16 protein-coding genes are annotated in these 15788 nt (G+C 27.4%); 3 read left to right on the top strand and 13 right to left on the bottom strand.

The features are described 5' to 3' along the window. Positions 1-2 precede the first annotated feature (2 nt). The 12 genes from D9T19_RS02240 to D9T19_RS02185 form a co-directional block, all read right to left on the bottom strand. Positions 3-743: a DUF1365 domain-containing protein gene (locus tag D9T19_RS02240; RefSeq protein WP_121626564.1), complete on the bottom strand. Its 741-nt coding sequence runs from the start codon at positions 741-743 to the stop codon at positions 3-5. Next, positions 740-2005 carry an NAD(P)/FAD-dependent oxidoreductase gene (locus D9T19_RS02235; protein ID WP_121626563.1) on the bottom strand — a complete coding sequence of 422 codons (1266 nt, stop codon included), beginning with the start codon at positions 2003-2005 and terminating at the stop codon, positions 740-742. Before D9T19_RS02235 ends, D9T19_RS02240 begins: the two co-directional genes overlap by 4 nt. Further along, complete coding sequence (locus D9T19_RS02230) at positions 2002-2535, bottom strand: lipocalin family protein (RefSeq protein ID WP_121626562.1); 534 nt, start codon at positions 2533-2535, stop codon at positions 2002-2004. The genes D9T19_RS02235 and D9T19_RS02230 overlap by 4 nt, the downstream gene beginning before the upstream one ends. A gap of 76 nt (positions 2536-2611) precedes the next feature. After that, positions 2612-3877, bottom strand: coding sequence for an MFS transporter (locus D9T19_RS02225; protein WP_121626561.1), 1266 nt, complete (start codon positions 3875-3877; stop codon positions 2612-2614). A 4-nt stretch (positions 3878-3881) separates the two neighbouring features. Then, entirely contained in the window at positions 3882-4301 is a 420-nt protein-coding gene (locus D9T19_RS02220) for a nuclear transport factor 2 family protein (RefSeq protein WP_121626560.1), read from the bottom strand. Further along, a complete protein-coding gene (locus D9T19_RS02215; protein WP_121626559.1) occupies positions 4301-5059 on the bottom strand; it encodes an SDR family NAD(P)-dependent oxidoreductase in 759 nt (252 codons plus the stop codon). Before D9T19_RS02215 ends, D9T19_RS02220 begins: the two co-directional genes overlap by 1 nt. A 184-nt stretch (positions 5060-5243) precedes the next feature. Beyond that, positions 5244-6371: a GGDEF domain-containing protein gene (locus D9T19_RS02210; protein WP_121626558.1), complete on the bottom strand. Its 1128-nt coding sequence runs from the start codon at positions 6369-6371 to the stop codon at positions 5244-5246. Positions 6372-6389: 18 nt separating this feature from the next. Further along, positions 6390-6833 (bottom strand): GatB/YqeY domain-containing protein, encoded by a 444-nt coding sequence (locus tag D9T19_RS02205; protein ID WP_121626557.1) that lies wholly within the window; start codon positions 6831-6833, stop codon positions 6390-6392. A 42-nt stretch (positions 6834-6875) separates the two neighbouring features. Beyond that, positions 6876-8831 (bottom strand): ribosomal protection-like ABC-F family protein, encoded by a 1956-nt coding sequence (abc-f, locus tag D9T19_RS02200; protein WP_121626556.1) that lies wholly within the window; start codon positions 8829-8831, stop codon positions 6876-6878. A 259-nt stretch (positions 8832-9090) separates the two neighbouring features. Continuing rightward, positions 9091-9528, bottom strand: coding sequence for a rhodanese-like domain-containing protein (locus D9T19_RS02195; protein WP_121626555.1), 438 nt, complete (start codon positions 9526-9528; stop codon positions 9091-9093). A gap of 12 nt (positions 9529-9540) precedes the next feature. Next, the gene (locus D9T19_RS02190; protein ID WP_205588666.1) at positions 9541-10425 is read right to left on the bottom strand and encodes a cation diffusion facilitator family transporter; all 885 of its coding nucleotides are present in this window, start codon (positions 10423-10425) and stop codon (positions 9541-9543) included. A 2-nt stretch (positions 10426-10427) separates the two neighbouring features. Then, positions 10428-11597: a pyridoxal phosphate-dependent aminotransferase gene (locus D9T19_RS02185; protein ID WP_121626553.1), complete on the bottom strand. Its 1170-nt coding sequence runs from the start codon at positions 11595-11597 to the stop codon at positions 10428-10430. Positions 11598-11679: 82 nt separating this feature from the next. Here D9T19_RS02185 and D9T19_RS02180 point away from each other — a divergent pair, with 82 nt between their 5' ends. Continuing rightward, positions 11680-12273 (top strand): M48 family metallopeptidase, encoded by a 594-nt coding sequence (locus tag D9T19_RS02180; RefSeq protein ID WP_121626552.1) that lies wholly within the window; start codon positions 11680-11682, stop codon positions 12271-12273. On the opposite strand, the gene D9T19_RS02175 is transcribed toward D9T19_RS02180, so the two are convergent. Further along, positions 12257-12673, bottom strand: coding sequence for a DciA family protein (locus D9T19_RS02175; RefSeq protein WP_121626551.1), 417 nt, complete (start codon positions 12671-12673; stop codon positions 12257-12259). The genes D9T19_RS02180 and D9T19_RS02175 overlap by 17 nt on opposite strands. Positions 12674-12794: 121 nt before the next feature. On the opposite strand from D9T19_RS02175, the gene nadB reads away from it, so the two are divergent. Continuing rightward, positions 12795-14246, top strand: a complete 1452-nt coding sequence (nadB, locus tag D9T19_RS02170; protein ID WP_121626550.1) for an L-aspartate oxidase — start codon at positions 12795-12797, stop codon at positions 14244-14246. Continuing rightward, the gene (gene nhaD, locus D9T19_RS02165; RefSeq protein WP_121626549.1) at positions 14246-15625 is read left to right on the top strand and encodes a sodium:proton antiporter NhaD; all 1380 of its coding nucleotides are present in this window, start codon (positions 14246-14248) and stop codon (positions 15623-15625) included. The genes nadB and nhaD overlap by 1 nt, the downstream gene beginning before the upstream one ends. Positions 15626-15788: the final 163 nt, after the last annotated feature.

Genomic DNA, 15788 nt, shown 5'->3' with positions numbered 1-15788 from the left:
AATTATGCCCTCCTTACTTGGTCTTTTTTATTTGGCTTATTCCATGTTAAGCCTTTTAATTTAAGTTTTAAACTTTGCCATATTGTTCTAGTAACTACTAATACTGTTAATAGAAAATGCCTAAAAAAAAGTTTGACTACATTTGATTCATTGAATTCAAGTGATTTTGCAACAAGTGTTGTTGTTAGCATTTTTGTATCTTTCTCAAAAAGGTTAATTCCTAATGAAAAGTTATTCTCTTCATACCTTAATGAAAAAGCATATCTTCCAACTGATTTGAAGAAAGGTGAAACATACATATCTTTATTTCCTATTCCTTTGTAATGGATATTATCTTTTGATTCTAGTTTTACACAATAGATAATTCTTCCTCCATTATAGTTATGTACTTCAGCTAGCATATAAGTAGGCTTTTCTTCTTTAAAAAGAATCAACATACTAATAGGATTAAATACATAACCCAAAATACTTGGAAGTGTAATAAATCTCATTTTATTTGTTTCTTTTATTTGATATTTTTCTAATAACCCTTTTACATTTTTCTTAAAATCGTCACTTTCTCCAAAATGGTCTTTTGTATTAAAAGAAAATAAGTTAAAGCTATTTTTAGAAAAGTACTTATTCTCAAGTTCCGAAAAAGAATTTATATCAATATCGAGCATAAAAAATTTATATTTAAAATCATGCTTTTTAGGGCTTACTCTTTTATGGTAAATTATTCCTTCTTGAAACTTGTGACTCATAACTCACATCCAAATTCTTGTGCTATTGTATTTGCAGAATATAGTCCATCTTCATGAAATCCATATCTCCAATAAGCACCTGCAAAATATGTGTTGTTTTTCCCATTTATTACAGATCTCTTACTTTGTGCTTCAATTGCTTTTTTATCAAACTGTGGATGTTCGTATGAAATTTTTTCTATTACTTCATTTACTTCTTGTGTTTCATTTAAAGATACAAAATAGTCTTTTTTAGACTTTAAGTTTTGTAGTCTATTAATCCAATAAGATAAAGTTACATTTTCGTCATTTTTACCATCTTTAGTATTAGTTTTATAATTCCATGCTGCGTAAATTCCTTTATTTGGATACAAAGCGTTTTTATCTGTATGTAAAAGTGCTTTGTTTTCTTTATATTCAAAAGATGATAAAATATTTAACTCATCAACTGTTGGTTCATCAAGTAGTTGTAAAGCATCAGGTGCATGCATAGCAAATATTATTTTGTCATAAGTAGTTTCCCTATTATCATCGTGTACTAAGATTACTTTGTCGTTTTCTCTTTTGACACTTATTACATCACTATTTTTTATGATATTTCCAGAGATTCTTTCTGATATCTTATTTACATAATTAATAGAACCACCACTTACTGTTAACCACTGGTGTTGTGTATCAATTCCTAATAATCCATGATTTTCAAAAAAATGTAGAAATGTTCTTGCTGGAAAATCATTCATTTTATCACTAGGTGTAGACCAAATTGATGCACCCATAGGGATAATATATCTTTCTTTAAAATAAGATGAATACTCTTCTAAATAATCGCCTAATGATAAATCTAAATCATAAGAATTAGATTTCAAATCACTATTAGCTTTTTTATTAAATTTCAATATATCTTTAATCATTTTTAAATGAGAATAAGAAAATAGATTTTTCTTTTGAAAAAACATTCCTTTTAACGATTCCCCATTATAAGCAAGATTTGTTTTTTGGTTCCAAAATGCAAAACTCATATCACTATTTTCTATTTTTACATCAAGTTCTTTAAAAAGCTTTGTCAATAAGGGATAAGTTTCATGATTAAAAACTAGGAAACCTGTATCTACTCCAAATGTATTATTATCTTCTGTAACTTGTGTAGTCCTAGCGTGTCCTCCTAGTCTGTTTTCTTTTTCATATAAATCAACATCGTATTTTTTACTTAATAAGTAAGCAGAACCTAATCCACTTATTCCTGCACCTAAAACAGCAATTTTTAGTTTTTTATAATTTTTCATTTGTATCTTCCTTGCTTATCTTGTGGTGTGTAAATCAATTTTGATGTATCCATATATTTTTCTAAAAAACCAACAATTTTATAAAGCTTTTCTTTTTGCATAAAAGGCTTTCTATTCATTATCCATACATATTCTAAATCATTATCTACAAGTACTGCAGATTCATAATCATCTAAATAAATGATTTTATATCTTTTTGTAAATAACCAAAAATATGTCATGTCTATTTCTGACATATTATTTCCCTTTGAAGGTACTGCTGTTCCATTATATTCGATAAGTTTTTCACCTATGTTTTTTTCAAAACATCTATTTTTTATTTCATATTTAAGAGGTTCTACTAATTTATATTCAACAGTAGCTGCAACGCAGTCTTTCTCAAAACTGTTGTATGTTCTTGCCATTTCATACCATAAGCCACTAAACAAAGATGGGTTTATATTTTCAATAGCTTTTGGTGTATTGGCATATACAATAGAAGCTTGAGTGATAATAAAAATTGTAAATATATATGTGAAAGATTGTTTCATCTTAATCTCCTTGTGCTGTTATTATATATTTATTTAAAGTATCTTTGTAGCTATAAAATGTTCGTTCATAAAAAGATTATCTATCATGAAAATATTTTCTAATAAAATAAATGGCTAGTAATTTAAAGAAAATAGGTACTAAACCGTATAAAGTAGTTAAGACAAAAAGAGATAGTTCAGAAGGAGAGTCTGCTTCAAAATTAAATAAACCTAATATTAAAAAACTAAAAGCAACTGAAAGCGCTAATGATAGTTTTGTAATCATTGTCCAAATACCAAAAAGCAATCCAGAAATATTTTCATTCTTTGTATTGATTGTTTGTACTACATCACTTTGAATCGAAGTAGGTAGGGCCATATCTGCACCAAGAGATAAACCTGTAACAATACTAATAATAATAAATAAGTTTAAATCTTTAGCTTCTAAAAAAGGAACATAAATAAATGCAATTAAAGCTAAAAATATAGAAAGTAACCAAGTCTTTTTTTTACCTATTTTATTGGCTAGTAAATTCCAAAATGGAAGTGCAATAACTGCTGAACAAAAATATAAAACTAATATCATTCCACTTGAGTCTTTTTCTTGGATAACAAACTCAATGAAAAGTAGAAAAAGAGTTGCTGGTAACGCATTTGCTAGGTTATTAAAAAAGTATCCTATTTGTAAATATTTTAAATCTGAAATATCTGTATAAATTTTTTTTATTTTTGTTAGATTAAATTCATTATTAGTGCTATTTGATTTAATATTAATATTTTTTATACTTATAAAAAATAAAGGAATAAAAAGTATTAGAAAAGAATATAAAAGTAGTTCTAATGTTTCTTTTGGGTTTTGAGATACACCATAAATATAAGGAATAAGTAAAGCAATAATAACACCAATAATTGTAAACATTTCTCTAGAAGTATTTAAAGTTGTTGTATCAATTTTATTAAAGCTTATTTCTGAACTCCATGTTAAGTATGGAATATTAATCATACTCCAACCAATATATATTAATATTGAGTATAGTAAGAGCCAAATTTGAGGAAACTCTTTATTTGGATTAATGAGACTATAGAAACTGTAAATTAAGATAAGACTACCCACTATCATTAAAGGTTTTCTACTATTGAACCATTGAACACATTTATCACTTAAGTAACCGAAAAAAGGATCAGTAAATACGTCACTTACTCTTGCTATAAAAATTAATAAACCAACTATTGCAATGTCTAAACCAACATCAGTTGCATAAAATGTTGGAATATAAATATATAAAGGTAATCCAATTATTGCTAAAGGTAATGCAATCAAACTATAATAAAGAACCTCTTTTTTTTTAAGTTTTGAATTCATGGTATTAACTTTTTATTTTATTTTTAATCAGTTTAATAAAAAATGAAAGTATAGGAATTTTTTCATATAAATTTTCAACAGAATCCCAATAATCAATGTGTGATATTGCTTTTCCTTCATTATTAAATTCTACTCTACTAATACCTTCAAAAGATTCTTGTTTTGATTTATTTTTAAATTTAAATTCAAAATCCCATTTTATATATATGATTTTATCTTCTGCAATAACTTCAATAATCTTAAATTTTGGGTTATCAAGTTTTGTATACATATCTTGAAATATTTTATAAATCTTTTCTAATCCAGTTACTTTATGAAAAGGATCTTTAAATTTTGCATTTAGATCAAATACTTTTTTATATTCTTCAATTGAAGTATTTATATTTAAATTTTCAAAAAATAGTATGTAATTTTTTGATTTCATTACATACTCCTTTTTGTTAGGGCTAAAGATAAACTATATGGTAATAAATTAATTATTCTTAGAACTAAAGATAGTATAAATGGAAATCTAATTTCAAAAGAAGTTGAATTTTCAATACCTTTAAGTATCTTAGCTGCTGTAAAACTAGCTTCCATTAATTGAGGCATCTTAAACTTATTTTTATCAGTTAATTTTGTTTTGACAAAACCATGATTTATTATTTGAAGTTTGATATTTAATGAATTTAATTCTGGTTGTATTGATTGGGCTAAATTAACAAGTGCTGCTTTTGGAGCAGAATATGCTCCTGCATGAGGTAAGCCAAAATATGAAGATAAACTTGAATTCCAAACCCAATGACCTTTATTTGAATTCTTGAAATATGGAATGAGTTCAGTCATTAATCTTGTTACTCCAAGATAATTAACTTCATTCATCTGTTCAAATTTTTCACTATCCCAAGAATCAATATTCATTACATCATATGAACCTGCATTATAAAACCATATATCAATTCCATCAAAACAACTCCATGCTTCTTTAACTTTTTCTTTTATATCTTTTTTATTTGTTACATCTAAATCGAGTATATGAATCTGTTCAGGCAAAGTATTCTTTAAATCCAAAAGCTCTTTAGTTTTTAGAGAATTTCTTGAGCTTACTACAATGTTATAATTATTTTTAAGACAAAGTTTTACCAACTCTAAACCAATACCACTACTTCCACCAACTATCCAAATTGTTTTGTTAGGTTCCATATTGAAGCCTTTTTATTTAAGTATAGTTGATTTATATATTTTTAATAGTCATTTATTGTCAGTTAATAAATTTAACTTACGTAAAAATAAGAGTTATTAGAAGATTAAATTTTTGATATATAATTAGTAATTTAAAAAGAAGGAGTGTTAAATGGTCTTGATTATCTTGTTTGAATTGGAAAAACTATATAATTTTTCCATCTTCAAGTTTGATTTGATTTCGTCCATTTTCTTTTGCTTCATATAATAACATATCCGCTTTTTGTATCGTGCTATCATAAGATTTATGATCTGCTCTAGTTGCTACCCCCGCTGAAAAGGTTACTCCTATAGCATGTTCTTTATATAAGAATTTATTTGTAGTAACAATTGTTTTTATTCTTTTCAAGTATTGTAAAAGTTCTCTATTTAGATTATAATGAACAATTGCAACAAATTCTTCTCCTCCATATCTTCCAACAATATCATGATCTCTTGTGTTTTTTTCTAGAATCTTTGCAAAGGTTGAAAGTACAACATCTCCACATTCATGACCATAAGTATCATTTACTTTTTTGAAATAATCAAGATCAAAAAATACAACTGCATATTGAGTATTATGTCGTTTATAAGAGCTTTCTATTTTTTTTATTTCATCATTATAAGCTCTTCTTGTAAGAAGACCAGTAAGGTGGTCTTTCCTACTTTCATTCTTACTTTTTGTAAGTTCATTTTCTAATGTACTGACTTTTTCTTCAAGTTCTTGAACTTTTGTTTTACCTGATTGTAATTTATTTGTAACTGTATTCATCTCTACTTCAATTAAAGCTGCTGCATCAATTAATTCAGTTTGTAAGATTGATAATTCTTTTATTCCATCTTTTGATAAATCAATAGATTGAATTTTTTCTTTAATATCTAATACATTTTTAGAACTGAATCCATTGCTTGTTATTGCATCATTTAAAAATTCACCCATTAGTGTAACGAATTTTGAGATATCAGAAGTTCTTTGAATAACAACTTGTTTATCTCTTTCAAATCTTTTTTCTATAAATTCTTGAATTTTTTCTTGTATTTCTTTTTCAAATAATAAATTTGCATTTTTATCAATCTTTTCAAAAAGTTCTTCTATTTCATCATCAATTTCTGAACAAATTGATGGTAAAACAGACTGTTTAAGTAAGGAAGCTAACTCTTCAACATTTTCTGTTGAAACTCTATTTAAGAGTAGTGGGAGTAATGCTATAGGAGTAGCAATATTATTATCTCTTACTACATTTTTTTCAGTTATTGTTAATTTTGAAAAGATTTCTTCAAATTCTTTATTCATAGTTAATCCTAAAATTTTTTATCCTAAAAGTTTCTTAACCATTTCATTTATTCTTTTTCCATCAGCAACACCTGCAAATTTTTTACTAGCTGCACCCATTACTTTTCCCATATCTTTCATCGAACTAGCACCAACTTGTGCAATAACTTCTTTCATTCCGATTTCTAAGTTTTCATCTGATACTTGCTCTGGTAAATATAATTTGAATACATCAATTTGTTCTTGTTCTTTAGCTATTAAATCATCACGACCAGCTTCTTTAAACTGAGAAATTGCTTCATCTCTTTGTTTGATACCTTTTTGAATAAGTTTGATTATTGCTGCATCATCTAATTCTATTCTTTCATCTACTTCGATTTGTTTAATCATAGTATTAATAGTTCTAATTGAATCTCTTTTTACTATGTCTTTTGCTCTCATAGCTGTTTTAACATCGTCTTTAAGTTGTTGTTTTAAACTCATTTTAGTCCTTGTCTTTTATTATTTATGCGGGATTATATCCTTTTATGAGTTAAAGCTTTCTATTAGCTCTTCTAGTTGTAAAAATCTTTCTACTTTAGTCTCATAAATTGCTTCAACTTTTTCGAGTTCTTGGGATACTGCAACTATTCCTTTTTCTTCATAGCACTTTGGATCCATTAAACAATTGTTTATTTCTTCTATTCTTTCTTCTAATTCTTCAATTTCTTTTGGTAAATTGTCATGGTCTCTTTGGTCATTAAAAGATAATTTTACTTGTTTCTTTTTTACTTGTTCTTTTGGTTTTTCATTTTGCTCTTTATTTAAACTATTTTCTAAAGAACTTAAATCTTTTAGCTCTTTTTCAATTTCTAAATATTCACTATATGGTTGGAAACTCTCTTCAACTTTTCCATTTACACCTGTAAATACAAATAATTTTTTTGCAAGTTTATCTACAAAATATCTATCATGAGATACAAAAATAACAGCACCTTGGAAGTTTTCTAAATACTCTTCTAAAATATTAATAGTAGGTAAATCTAGATCATTTGTAGGCTCATCAAGAACGAGACAATCAATACTTTTAGTAAATAATAAAGCTAAAGCAACTCTATTTTTTTCTCCACCACTTAAAACACCAATTTTCTTTTCTAAGTACTCTTTTGGAAATAAAAAGTTTTTCAAGTAACCATAAACGTGCATAGTTCTACCATCATTTAGCTCAACTAAATCACCACCATTTGGACAAAAAGTGTGCATAATACTTTGATTGTCATTTAGCATTTCTCTATGTTGATCAAAATATCCTACTTTGAATTCACCTTTTTTAAATCTTCCATAATCTACTTTAAGTTTTTCCATAAATATTTTAAGCATTGTAGATTTTCCAGTACCATTTGGTCCTACTATTGCAATAGTATCTTTTTGTAAAATTCTTGTAGTAAAATCTTTTATAAGAAGTTTATCTCCAAGAGTGATACCAATATCATCAAGTTCAAAAAGCATTTTTCTTTTGTTTTGAGTTCTTGCTTCTCCTGAATTAAAAGACTTTTGTTCTCTTTGTAATTCAACACTCATTTTTCTAATAGCAGAAGGTGTTGATTTTACCTTTTCTTTTAATTCTAAGTATTCAGCTTTTCTTCTTACATTTCTCTTCCGTCTTGCTGTAACACCTCTTTGCATCCAATGTGCTTCTCTTTTAAATAAACCAAGCATATTTTGATGGTCTTTTTGCATATTTTCAAGTAATTGTTGCTTTTGTTCTAAATATGAAGAATATCCACCTTGGAATTTTCGTAAAGAACCACCTTCAACCTCAATAACTGAAGTCGCAATATTATCAATAAAATATCTATCATGAGAAATAAAGATAAGTGTAAAATTATTCTTCATTAAAAGTTGTTCTAAAAATTCAACCATATAAACATCAAGGTGATTGGTTGGCTCATCTAAAAGTAAAACATCAGGTTTTTTCAAAAGTAAAGCAGCTAAAGAAACTCTTCTTTGCTCACCACCACTTAGAAGATTTACATCTTTAAATTCATACTCTTTTAGTTGAAACTCTTTTAAAACACGCTCAATCATATTGTCCAAATCCCAAGCATTATGGAATTCAAGAAAAGTCGAAAGCTCACTTTGTCTATTGATTAAATCATTGTTTTCATAATCATCAATAATTTTTAAAGAAACCTCTTCATACTCAACTCTTGCATCTTTTAACTCTTTTAATTGATTTTCAATAGCATCACGAACTATTAGATTATCATCAAACTTTGGATGCTGTGCTAGCATCTCAACTTTTATTGATTTATCAATAGCTTTAACACCATCATCCTCTTCAATCTCACCTGTAATTATCTTAAGAAGTGTAGATTTCCCTTGACCATTTTGACCAATTACGGCTATTCTTTGACCTGTGTTTAAAGTAAAGTTTACATTTTTTAAAATAACTTTTGTATCATATTGTTTTGAAATGTTTTGTAAGTCTATTAGTGCCATATTTGTTTATGAATCCCTTAAAATAGTATTTTATAGATAGTTAATTATAGACTTGTTAATATATAGTATTCTACTTTTAGTATCAAAAATTTTGTATTATACCTTGTAAGTCTATATAATAATAAATTGTTTTCATTTATTTAAATTTAAGTGGCTATTGTATCTAATTAATGATGTGAGTTTATTGAATGAACTATATTAGAATAGATTATACTTTATATATAAAATTTAAAATATTGAAGAAGAAAGATGTATTCTTTTACCTTTGTGTAGGTAAACCAACTTTCAACCAATCATATTGAAATCCATATTGTATATTGTAAATGTCTTTAAAACCTTGTTGTGCTAGGATATTACTTGCAACTTTTGTTCTTGAACCACTTCTACAGATTAGTAGAATTTTTTTGTTTAGGTTTCTATTTGATGCTTGATAGACTTCATTTAAGAATGCTTTATTAAAGACTCTTTTTCCATTTTGGTCTTTAAAGATTGGAATATTTATAGAGTTTTTTGCTCTTGATTCTTCAAATTCTACTTTTGTTCTTACATCAATTAATAAAGCACCTTTTTGTTGCATTTTATAAGCTGTGCTTGAGGAAATATCTTCTTTATAAAGCTTTGCAGTGTTGTAGTTTATTTGTGTATCTGCAAAGATTACGGATACAAAAATCATAAAGATAAATAAAATTTTCATCATATTAATTCTTTATTACTTTTCACCATTGATTGTAAAATCATCATAAGGATCCATATGGATATTGATAATCCAATCTCTATTTTTATCTAAGTCTTCTATTTCTTGTTCAATTTTATCACTAGCTCTATGTGCATCCATTAGAGTAATAATACAGTTAAAAACCAAGTGCACTTCTACAAAAGTCTGATGACCTGCTTCTCTTGTTTTTAGAAGGTGATATGTATTAACATTATCATTATTTTTGATAATAGCTTCGATTTTATTAACAACATCATGATCAACAGCTCTATCTAATAGTACCAATATTCCATCATGAATTAACTCATAAGAAGAATAAATAATAAACAATGCAATACCACTACCTACTAGAACATCGATTATTTCATATCCTGTGAAGTTAACTAGAAGTAGTGATACTAATACGGCAACATTTGAATAAACATCTGTTTTATAGTGAAGTGCATCTGCTTTTATAACCATTGAGTTTGTTTTTTTTGCAACTTTATTTAAGTAAATTACCAAGAAAACAGTGATTACAAGAGATATAATCATAACAATAATTGATGTTCCCATATATTGTGAAACTTCACCATTTATTGCTTTTTGTATGGCTTGATAAAGTAAAAATAGTCCAGATACAGTAATTATTGTACCTTCTACAACAGAAGCTAGGGCTTCTATTTTTCCTCTACCATAGTTAAATTCATTGTCTGCTGGTTTTTCAGAGTTTGATATTGCAAAATAATTAAAAATTGAGACAAACATATCTAGAATAGAATCTATTGCTGAAGCTAAAACAGCAACAGATCCACTAGCTATTCCAATTATAAGTTTGATAACTGTAAGAAGGGCCGCAACTGATGTTGATACGACCGTAGCTTTTTTTTGAAGAGTCATAATTATTTGTTTTCTACAAACTCTTTGATTCTTTTGATTCCTTCTTCGATTGTTTTTAAGTCTGTAGCAAAAGAAAATCTAATATATCCTTCAGTTCCAAATGCAAGACCTGGTACTAAAGCGACACCTTTTTGTTCTAGTAGATCTGCACAAAATTTTATAGAATCATTTGAAACATCTTTAATATTTACAAATAAATAAAATGCACCATCTGGATTAAGAGTTCTTAAACCTTTGATTTCATTAAAAGATTTAACTGCAATATTTCTTCTTTTTTCAAACTCTTTTCTCATAATTTCCATTGTATCATCAGCTTCACCTTCAAGTGCAGGGATTGCTGCGTATTGAGTGATTGAGTTTACATTTGAAGTTACTTGACCTTGTAATTTAATCATAGCTTTTATAAGTTCAGTTTTAGGACTTGCTAAATAACCAAATCTCCAACCTGTCATAGCTGCTGCTTTACTTAAACCGTTAATAGTAACTGTTCTTTGATACATATCTTCAGATATTTGTGCAAGTGCAGTAAATTTTTTACCATCATATATGATTTTTTCATACATTTCATCTGATAATACTAAAATATCAGTACCTTTTAAAACTTCAGCTATTGCTTCTAATTCTTCTTTTGTATAAACAGCACCTGTTGGATTAGATGGAGTATTTATTAAAAGAATTCTAGTTTTTTCAGTTATTGCATTTTTTAATTGCTCTGCTGTAATTTTAAAATTATTTGTATCTTCTGTTTCAATAATCACTGGAACACCATCAGAATATTTTACTTGTTCAGGATAAGTAACCCAATATGGAGCAGGAATAATTACTTCATCACCTTTTTCAATTAATACTTGAAAAAGATTAAATAATGAATGTTTCGCACCATTACTAACTATGATATTATCTAAACTATAATCTAAATTGTGATCTCTTTTTAACTTATTAATGATTGCCTGTTTGGTTTGCGTTATACCTTCTACTGCAGTGTATTTTGTGTAACCTTCAGTTATAGCTTTTATAGCTGCTTGTTTAATAACTTCTGGTGTATCAAAATCTGGTTCACCTGCACTAAAACTTAATATATCTTTACCTTGAGCTTTCAGTTCTCTTGCAAGAGCTGTAATTGCCATAGTTACCGATGGAGATAAGTTTTCCATTCTGTTTGCAATTTTCATTAATGTTTCCTCGTATGTAATATTGATCATATTTTCTATGATATAATGTTGGATTATAACAAAAATAATCTTAAGGAAAAGCTTGGAATTTGAACATAATATTGATTCTTTGGTACTTACTGTTAAGTTTGAGAATAAAAGGCATATAAAACATTGTTATTTAAGGGTTATTAATAATAATTTAATACATATAAAAGCTAACATAAATTTTACATATCTTGATGCTTTAGAATTATTAGAAAGAAAAAAGAATTGGCTAATAAAGGCTTTAAGTCATATAAATCAGACACAATTGAATGATGATGAATTTTTATATTTTGGTGAGATAAAAAAATTATATGATTACAAAATTAAAAATATTGATAAATTTTATAGAGAAAGTATAGAAAAAGTAATTCCAAGTCTTGTAGAAAAGTACTCAAAACTAATGAATCTTTATCCAACCTCAATTAAATATAGAAAAAACAAAAGAACGTGGGGTTCGTGTAATTATAAAAATGGATTAAATTTTAATACACAGCTTTGTAAATTTCCAATAGAAATTGCTCAATATGTTGTAGTTCACGAATTAGCACATATCAAACATAAAAATCACTCCAAAAAGTTTTGGAATTTAGTTGAATGTTATTGCCCAGATTATAAAGAAAGAGAGAAATTATTTAAGACCCTCTTATAATTTCTCGAATATTTTCAAACTTTTCATAGATTTTACCATCTTTTGCTTGATTATAAAAACTACCTTTTGCTCGTTCTTTAAATAAAGGTTCTTCCTTTTTTATCTTTTCTTTTTTCTCAATTTTATTAGAAACAAAAAAAGCAATTTCTGTAACATTATCAAAATTTCCCATTTTTAATAATGATTTTATATCTGCTTTGTTATACTCAAATTCCATTTTATAAACAGGATGGGTTAATACAAAATACAAAGTTTGCGTTCTTATATAAGCAAATTTAACTCCTTTTTTTAATTTTAGAGGTAGCACTTCAATAAATTTTTTAATTGAAGTTGATGTATTAATTTTTCTGAATTCAGGATTTTTTTTAAGATGACTAAGTATTTCATTCAATTTTTTCATACGCTAATTATAGCAGGTTTTATATTATCTTTTAGTGGTTGTGGTTACAAAGGCGATCCTGTTTATGTAGCTGACAAACCAACCCTTCCAATAACAAAAAATAAAGAAGCAAGTAAATAACATGGTATACGATTATATAATTATAGGAACAGGTGTTGCTGGTTTAAATGCTGCAAGACTGATTCCTAAAGACAAAAAAGTTTTAGTATTATGTAAAAAGTCTCCTTGGGACTGTAATACTTTTTGGGCGCAAGGCGGAATAGCTACAGCAGTTGATGATGAAGATATTCCTTCACACATTCAAGATACTCTAACTGCTGGTGTAGATTATAATGATAAAAAAGCAGTTGAATTATTAAGTAGAAAATCTTTACTTGCTGTAAAGAATTTAATAAGTTCAGGTTTAAAATTTGACTTAAATGCTAAAGGTAAATTAGCTTTTACAAAAGAAGCTGCACATAGTAGAAGTAGAATTCTTCATGCTGATGGAGATGCAACAGGACGAATGACACATTTGTTTTTAATACAACAATGTAAACATGAGATTGTAACTAATGTAGTTGTGAATGATTTATTAATTCAAGACGATATTTGTTACGGTGTTCAATTTTTTACAAGTGAAACAGAACAAAGAGTTGTTTATGCCAATAATACTATTATTGCTAGTGGTGGAATTGGTTCATTGTATAAATATCATACAAACTCAACTGCAATTGCAGGTGAGATTCAAGGTATTATTTCGCATAAAGGTTTAAGCCTTAAAGATATGGAAATGATGCAATTTCATCCTACAGTTGTAAAAGGAACGCATTTTGCAAGAAAACCTTTATTATCAGAAGCATTAAGAGGTGAGGGTGCTCATATCGTAGATGAAAATGGTTATAGATTTTTAAAAGATTATCATGAAGATGGAGAATTAGCACCAAGAGATGTAGTTTCTCGTTCTATTTTTGATTATAATCAAAAAACAGGATTAGGTATTTTCTTATCATTTGAAGAGTTTGAAAAAGAAGCTTTCAAAAAAAGATTCCCAAATATTTATGCTAATTTAAAAGATTTAGGTTATGACTTACCTTTTGAACAAGTTCCTATTTCACCTGCATTCCATTATGCAATGGGAGGAATTGAAACTACACTTGATGCAAAAGTTAAGGGTATGAAAAACTTATATGCTGTAGGTGAAGCAGCTTGTACTGGAGTTCACGGTGCAAATAGATTAGCTTCAAACTCTTTATTGGAAGGATTAGTTTTCTCTCAAATAGCAGTTGAAGATTCTCTTAAAAATAATTTCAAAATATCACAAGAAAATTATACGAAAAGTATAAAATCATATGTGAGAAATCAAAAAATTGACAAAGATATCAAAAATAATCTAAGACAGATTATGTGGAAATCAGTTGCTATAGTAAGAGATCCAAAAGAATTAGAAAAAGCATTATCTCAAATTAATGAATATTTAAAACAAGATGTTGGAAGACTATTATTCTTAAGACTACTTACGGCAAGGTCAATATTACAAGCAGCTTTAAAGCGTAAAGAATCGCTTGGAGCACATTATATTAAGGAGAATTAATGTTAAAATTATTAATGACTTTACTGTTAACAACAGTTTCGTTATTCGCAAGTACAGCTAGTACAGGGGAAATCCCTGATATTACAATGACATGGGCTGGATTTGCATGTTTATTTATTTTTGTAATTGGGTACTATTTTGTAGCAGCAGAAGAAAAATATGAAATAGATAAGGCAAAACCTGCTTTATTTATAGGTACTTTTATGTTTATGTTAGTTGCAGCATATTATGCTTTAAATAGCTTAGATATGGGATTGGTTCATACACAAGCTGAGCATCTTATTTTAGAAATTGCTGAGATATTCTTTTTCTTGTTTGTTGCTATGACATATATTGAATCATTAATTCATATGAGTGTATTTGATGCATTAAAATATAGCCTAGTTTCAAAGGGATATACATATAGAAAATTATTCTGGGTAACTGGAATTTTAGCATTCTTTATTTCTCCTATTGCAGATAACTTAACAACGGCACTTATTTTATCAACTGTATTAATTACTATTGAAAAAACTAGAAAAGATTTCTTAGTACCAGGTGCTATTAATATTGTTGTTGCAGCAAATGCTGGTGGTGCTTGGTCACCATTTGGTGATATTACTACTCTTATGGCATGGACAGCAGGAAAAGGAGCCTTTACTGACTTCTTATTTTTATTACCAGCATCTATCCTTGGATATTTAGTAACAGCATTTATTCTTTCAAGATTTGTGCCAAATGAAGTTCCAGAATTTGATGTTACAAAAGAAATAAAACCAAAAATGTCAGAAGGTGCTAAAGTTGTAATGTTCTTAGGTGTATTTACAATCTTCTGTGCAGTTATGTCTCATCAATTATTACATTTACCTGCTATGTGGGGAATGATGTTTGGTTTATCATTATTAAAAATGTATTCTTACGGTTTAAAAAGAAAACATGGTGTAGATCACTTTAATATATTTGAGTCAATGTCAAAAATTGAAAATAACACTTTAATGTTTTTCTTTGGTATTTTAGCAGCAGTAGGTGCATTGTACTTTATTGGTTGGTTAGGATTAGCGGCAATAGTTTATGATCCTTCAGTATTAGGACCTACAATGTCAAATATTGGTGTTGGTTTCCTTTCTGCTATAGTTGATAATGTTCCTGTTATGTCAGCTGTTTTAAAAGCAAATCCAAGTATGGGACTTGAGCAATGGATGCTTGTTACTTTAACAGCAGGTGTTGGTGGATCTTTAATCTCATTTGGTTCAGCAGCAGGTGTTGGTGTTATGGGTAAACTTCATGGTATATATACATTTGGTTCACATATGAAATATGCTTGGGTTATTTTAATTGGGTATGTTGTTTCTATTACAGTTTGGTATGTTCAATATCAAGTATTAGGAATTGGACACTAATAAAAAGTCTTATATTGGATTTTTTAAAAGCTATCAAGTTTATTCTTGATAGCTTTTTTTATGTCTACTTTTTTCTTATAAATTCATTTAACAAAATTTTTACAACTTTTTAGATATAATCGCAGTATAATAATAGATTTATTTAATAAAACGAGGATATTAA

Source organism: Poseidonibacter antarcticus, assembly GCF_003667345.1.
In the GTDB taxonomy this organism is placed as follows: domain Bacteria; phylum Campylobacterota; class Campylobacteria; order Campylobacterales; family Arcobacteraceae; genus Poseidonibacter; species Poseidonibacter antarcticus.
Note: the sequence above shows the minus strand (reverse complement) of the source record. Positions and strands in the feature narration are given on the sequence as shown.

What these genes read in the sequence shown, in the direction of transcription:
- D9T19_RS02240 (WP_121626564.1), bottom strand. Translation starts at nt 743, where the DNA reads ATGAGTCACAAGTTTCAAGAAGGAATAATTTACCATAAAAGAGTAAGC.
- D9T19_RS02235 (WP_121626563.1), bottom strand. Translation starts at nt 2,005, where the DNA reads ATGAAAAATTATAAAAAACTAAAAATTGCTGTTTTAGGTGCAGGAATA.
- D9T19_RS02230 (WP_121626562.1), bottom strand. Translation starts at nt 2,535, where the DNA reads ATGAAACAATCTTTCACATATATATTTACAATTTTTATTATCACTCAA.
- D9T19_RS02225 (WP_121626561.1), bottom strand. Translation starts at nt 3,877, where the DNA reads ATGAATTCAAAACTTAAAAAAAAAGAGGTTCTTTATTATAGTTTGATT.
- D9T19_RS02220 (WP_121626560.1), bottom strand. Translation starts at nt 4,301, where the DNA reads ATGAAATCAAAAAATTACATACTATTTTTTGAAAATTTAAATATAAAT.
- D9T19_RS02215 (WP_121626559.1), bottom strand. Translation starts at nt 5,059, where the DNA reads ATGGAACCTAACAAAACAATTTGGATAGTTGGTGGAAGTAGTGGTATT.
- D9T19_RS02210 (WP_121626558.1), bottom strand. Translation starts at nt 6,371, where the DNA reads ATGAATAAAGAATTTGAAGAAATCTTTTCAAAATTAACAATAACTGAA.
- D9T19_RS02205 (WP_121626557.1), bottom strand. Translation starts at nt 6,833, where the DNA reads ATGAGTTTAAAACAACAACTTAAAGACGATGTTAAAACAGCTATGAGA.
- abc-f (WP_121626556.1), bottom strand. Translation starts at nt 8,831, where the DNA reads ATGGCACTAATAGACTTACAAAACATTTCAAAACAATATGATACAAAA.
- D9T19_RS02195 (WP_121626555.1), bottom strand. Translation starts at nt 9,528, where the DNA reads ATGATGAAAATTTTATTTATCTTTATGATTTTTGTATCCGTAATCTTT.
- D9T19_RS02190 (WP_205588666.1), bottom strand. Translation starts at nt 10,425, where the DNA reads ATGACTCTTCAAAAAAAAGCTACGGTCGTATCAACATCAGTTGCGGCC.
- D9T19_RS02185 (WP_121626553.1), bottom strand. Translation starts at nt 11,597, where the DNA reads ATGAAAATTGCAAACAGAATGGAAAACTTATCTCCATCGGTAACTATG.
- D9T19_RS02175 (WP_121626551.1), bottom strand. Translation starts at nt 12,673, where the DNA reads ATGAAAAAATTGAATGAAATACTTAGTCATCTTAAAAAAAATCCTGAA.
- nadB (WP_121626550.1), top strand. Translation starts at nt 12,795, where the DNA reads ATGGTATACGATTATATAATTATAGGAACAGGTGTTGCTGGTTTAAAT.
- nhaD (WP_121626549.1), top strand. Translation starts at nt 14,246, where the DNA reads ATGTTAAAATTATTAATGACTTTACTGTTAACAACAGTTTCGTTATTC.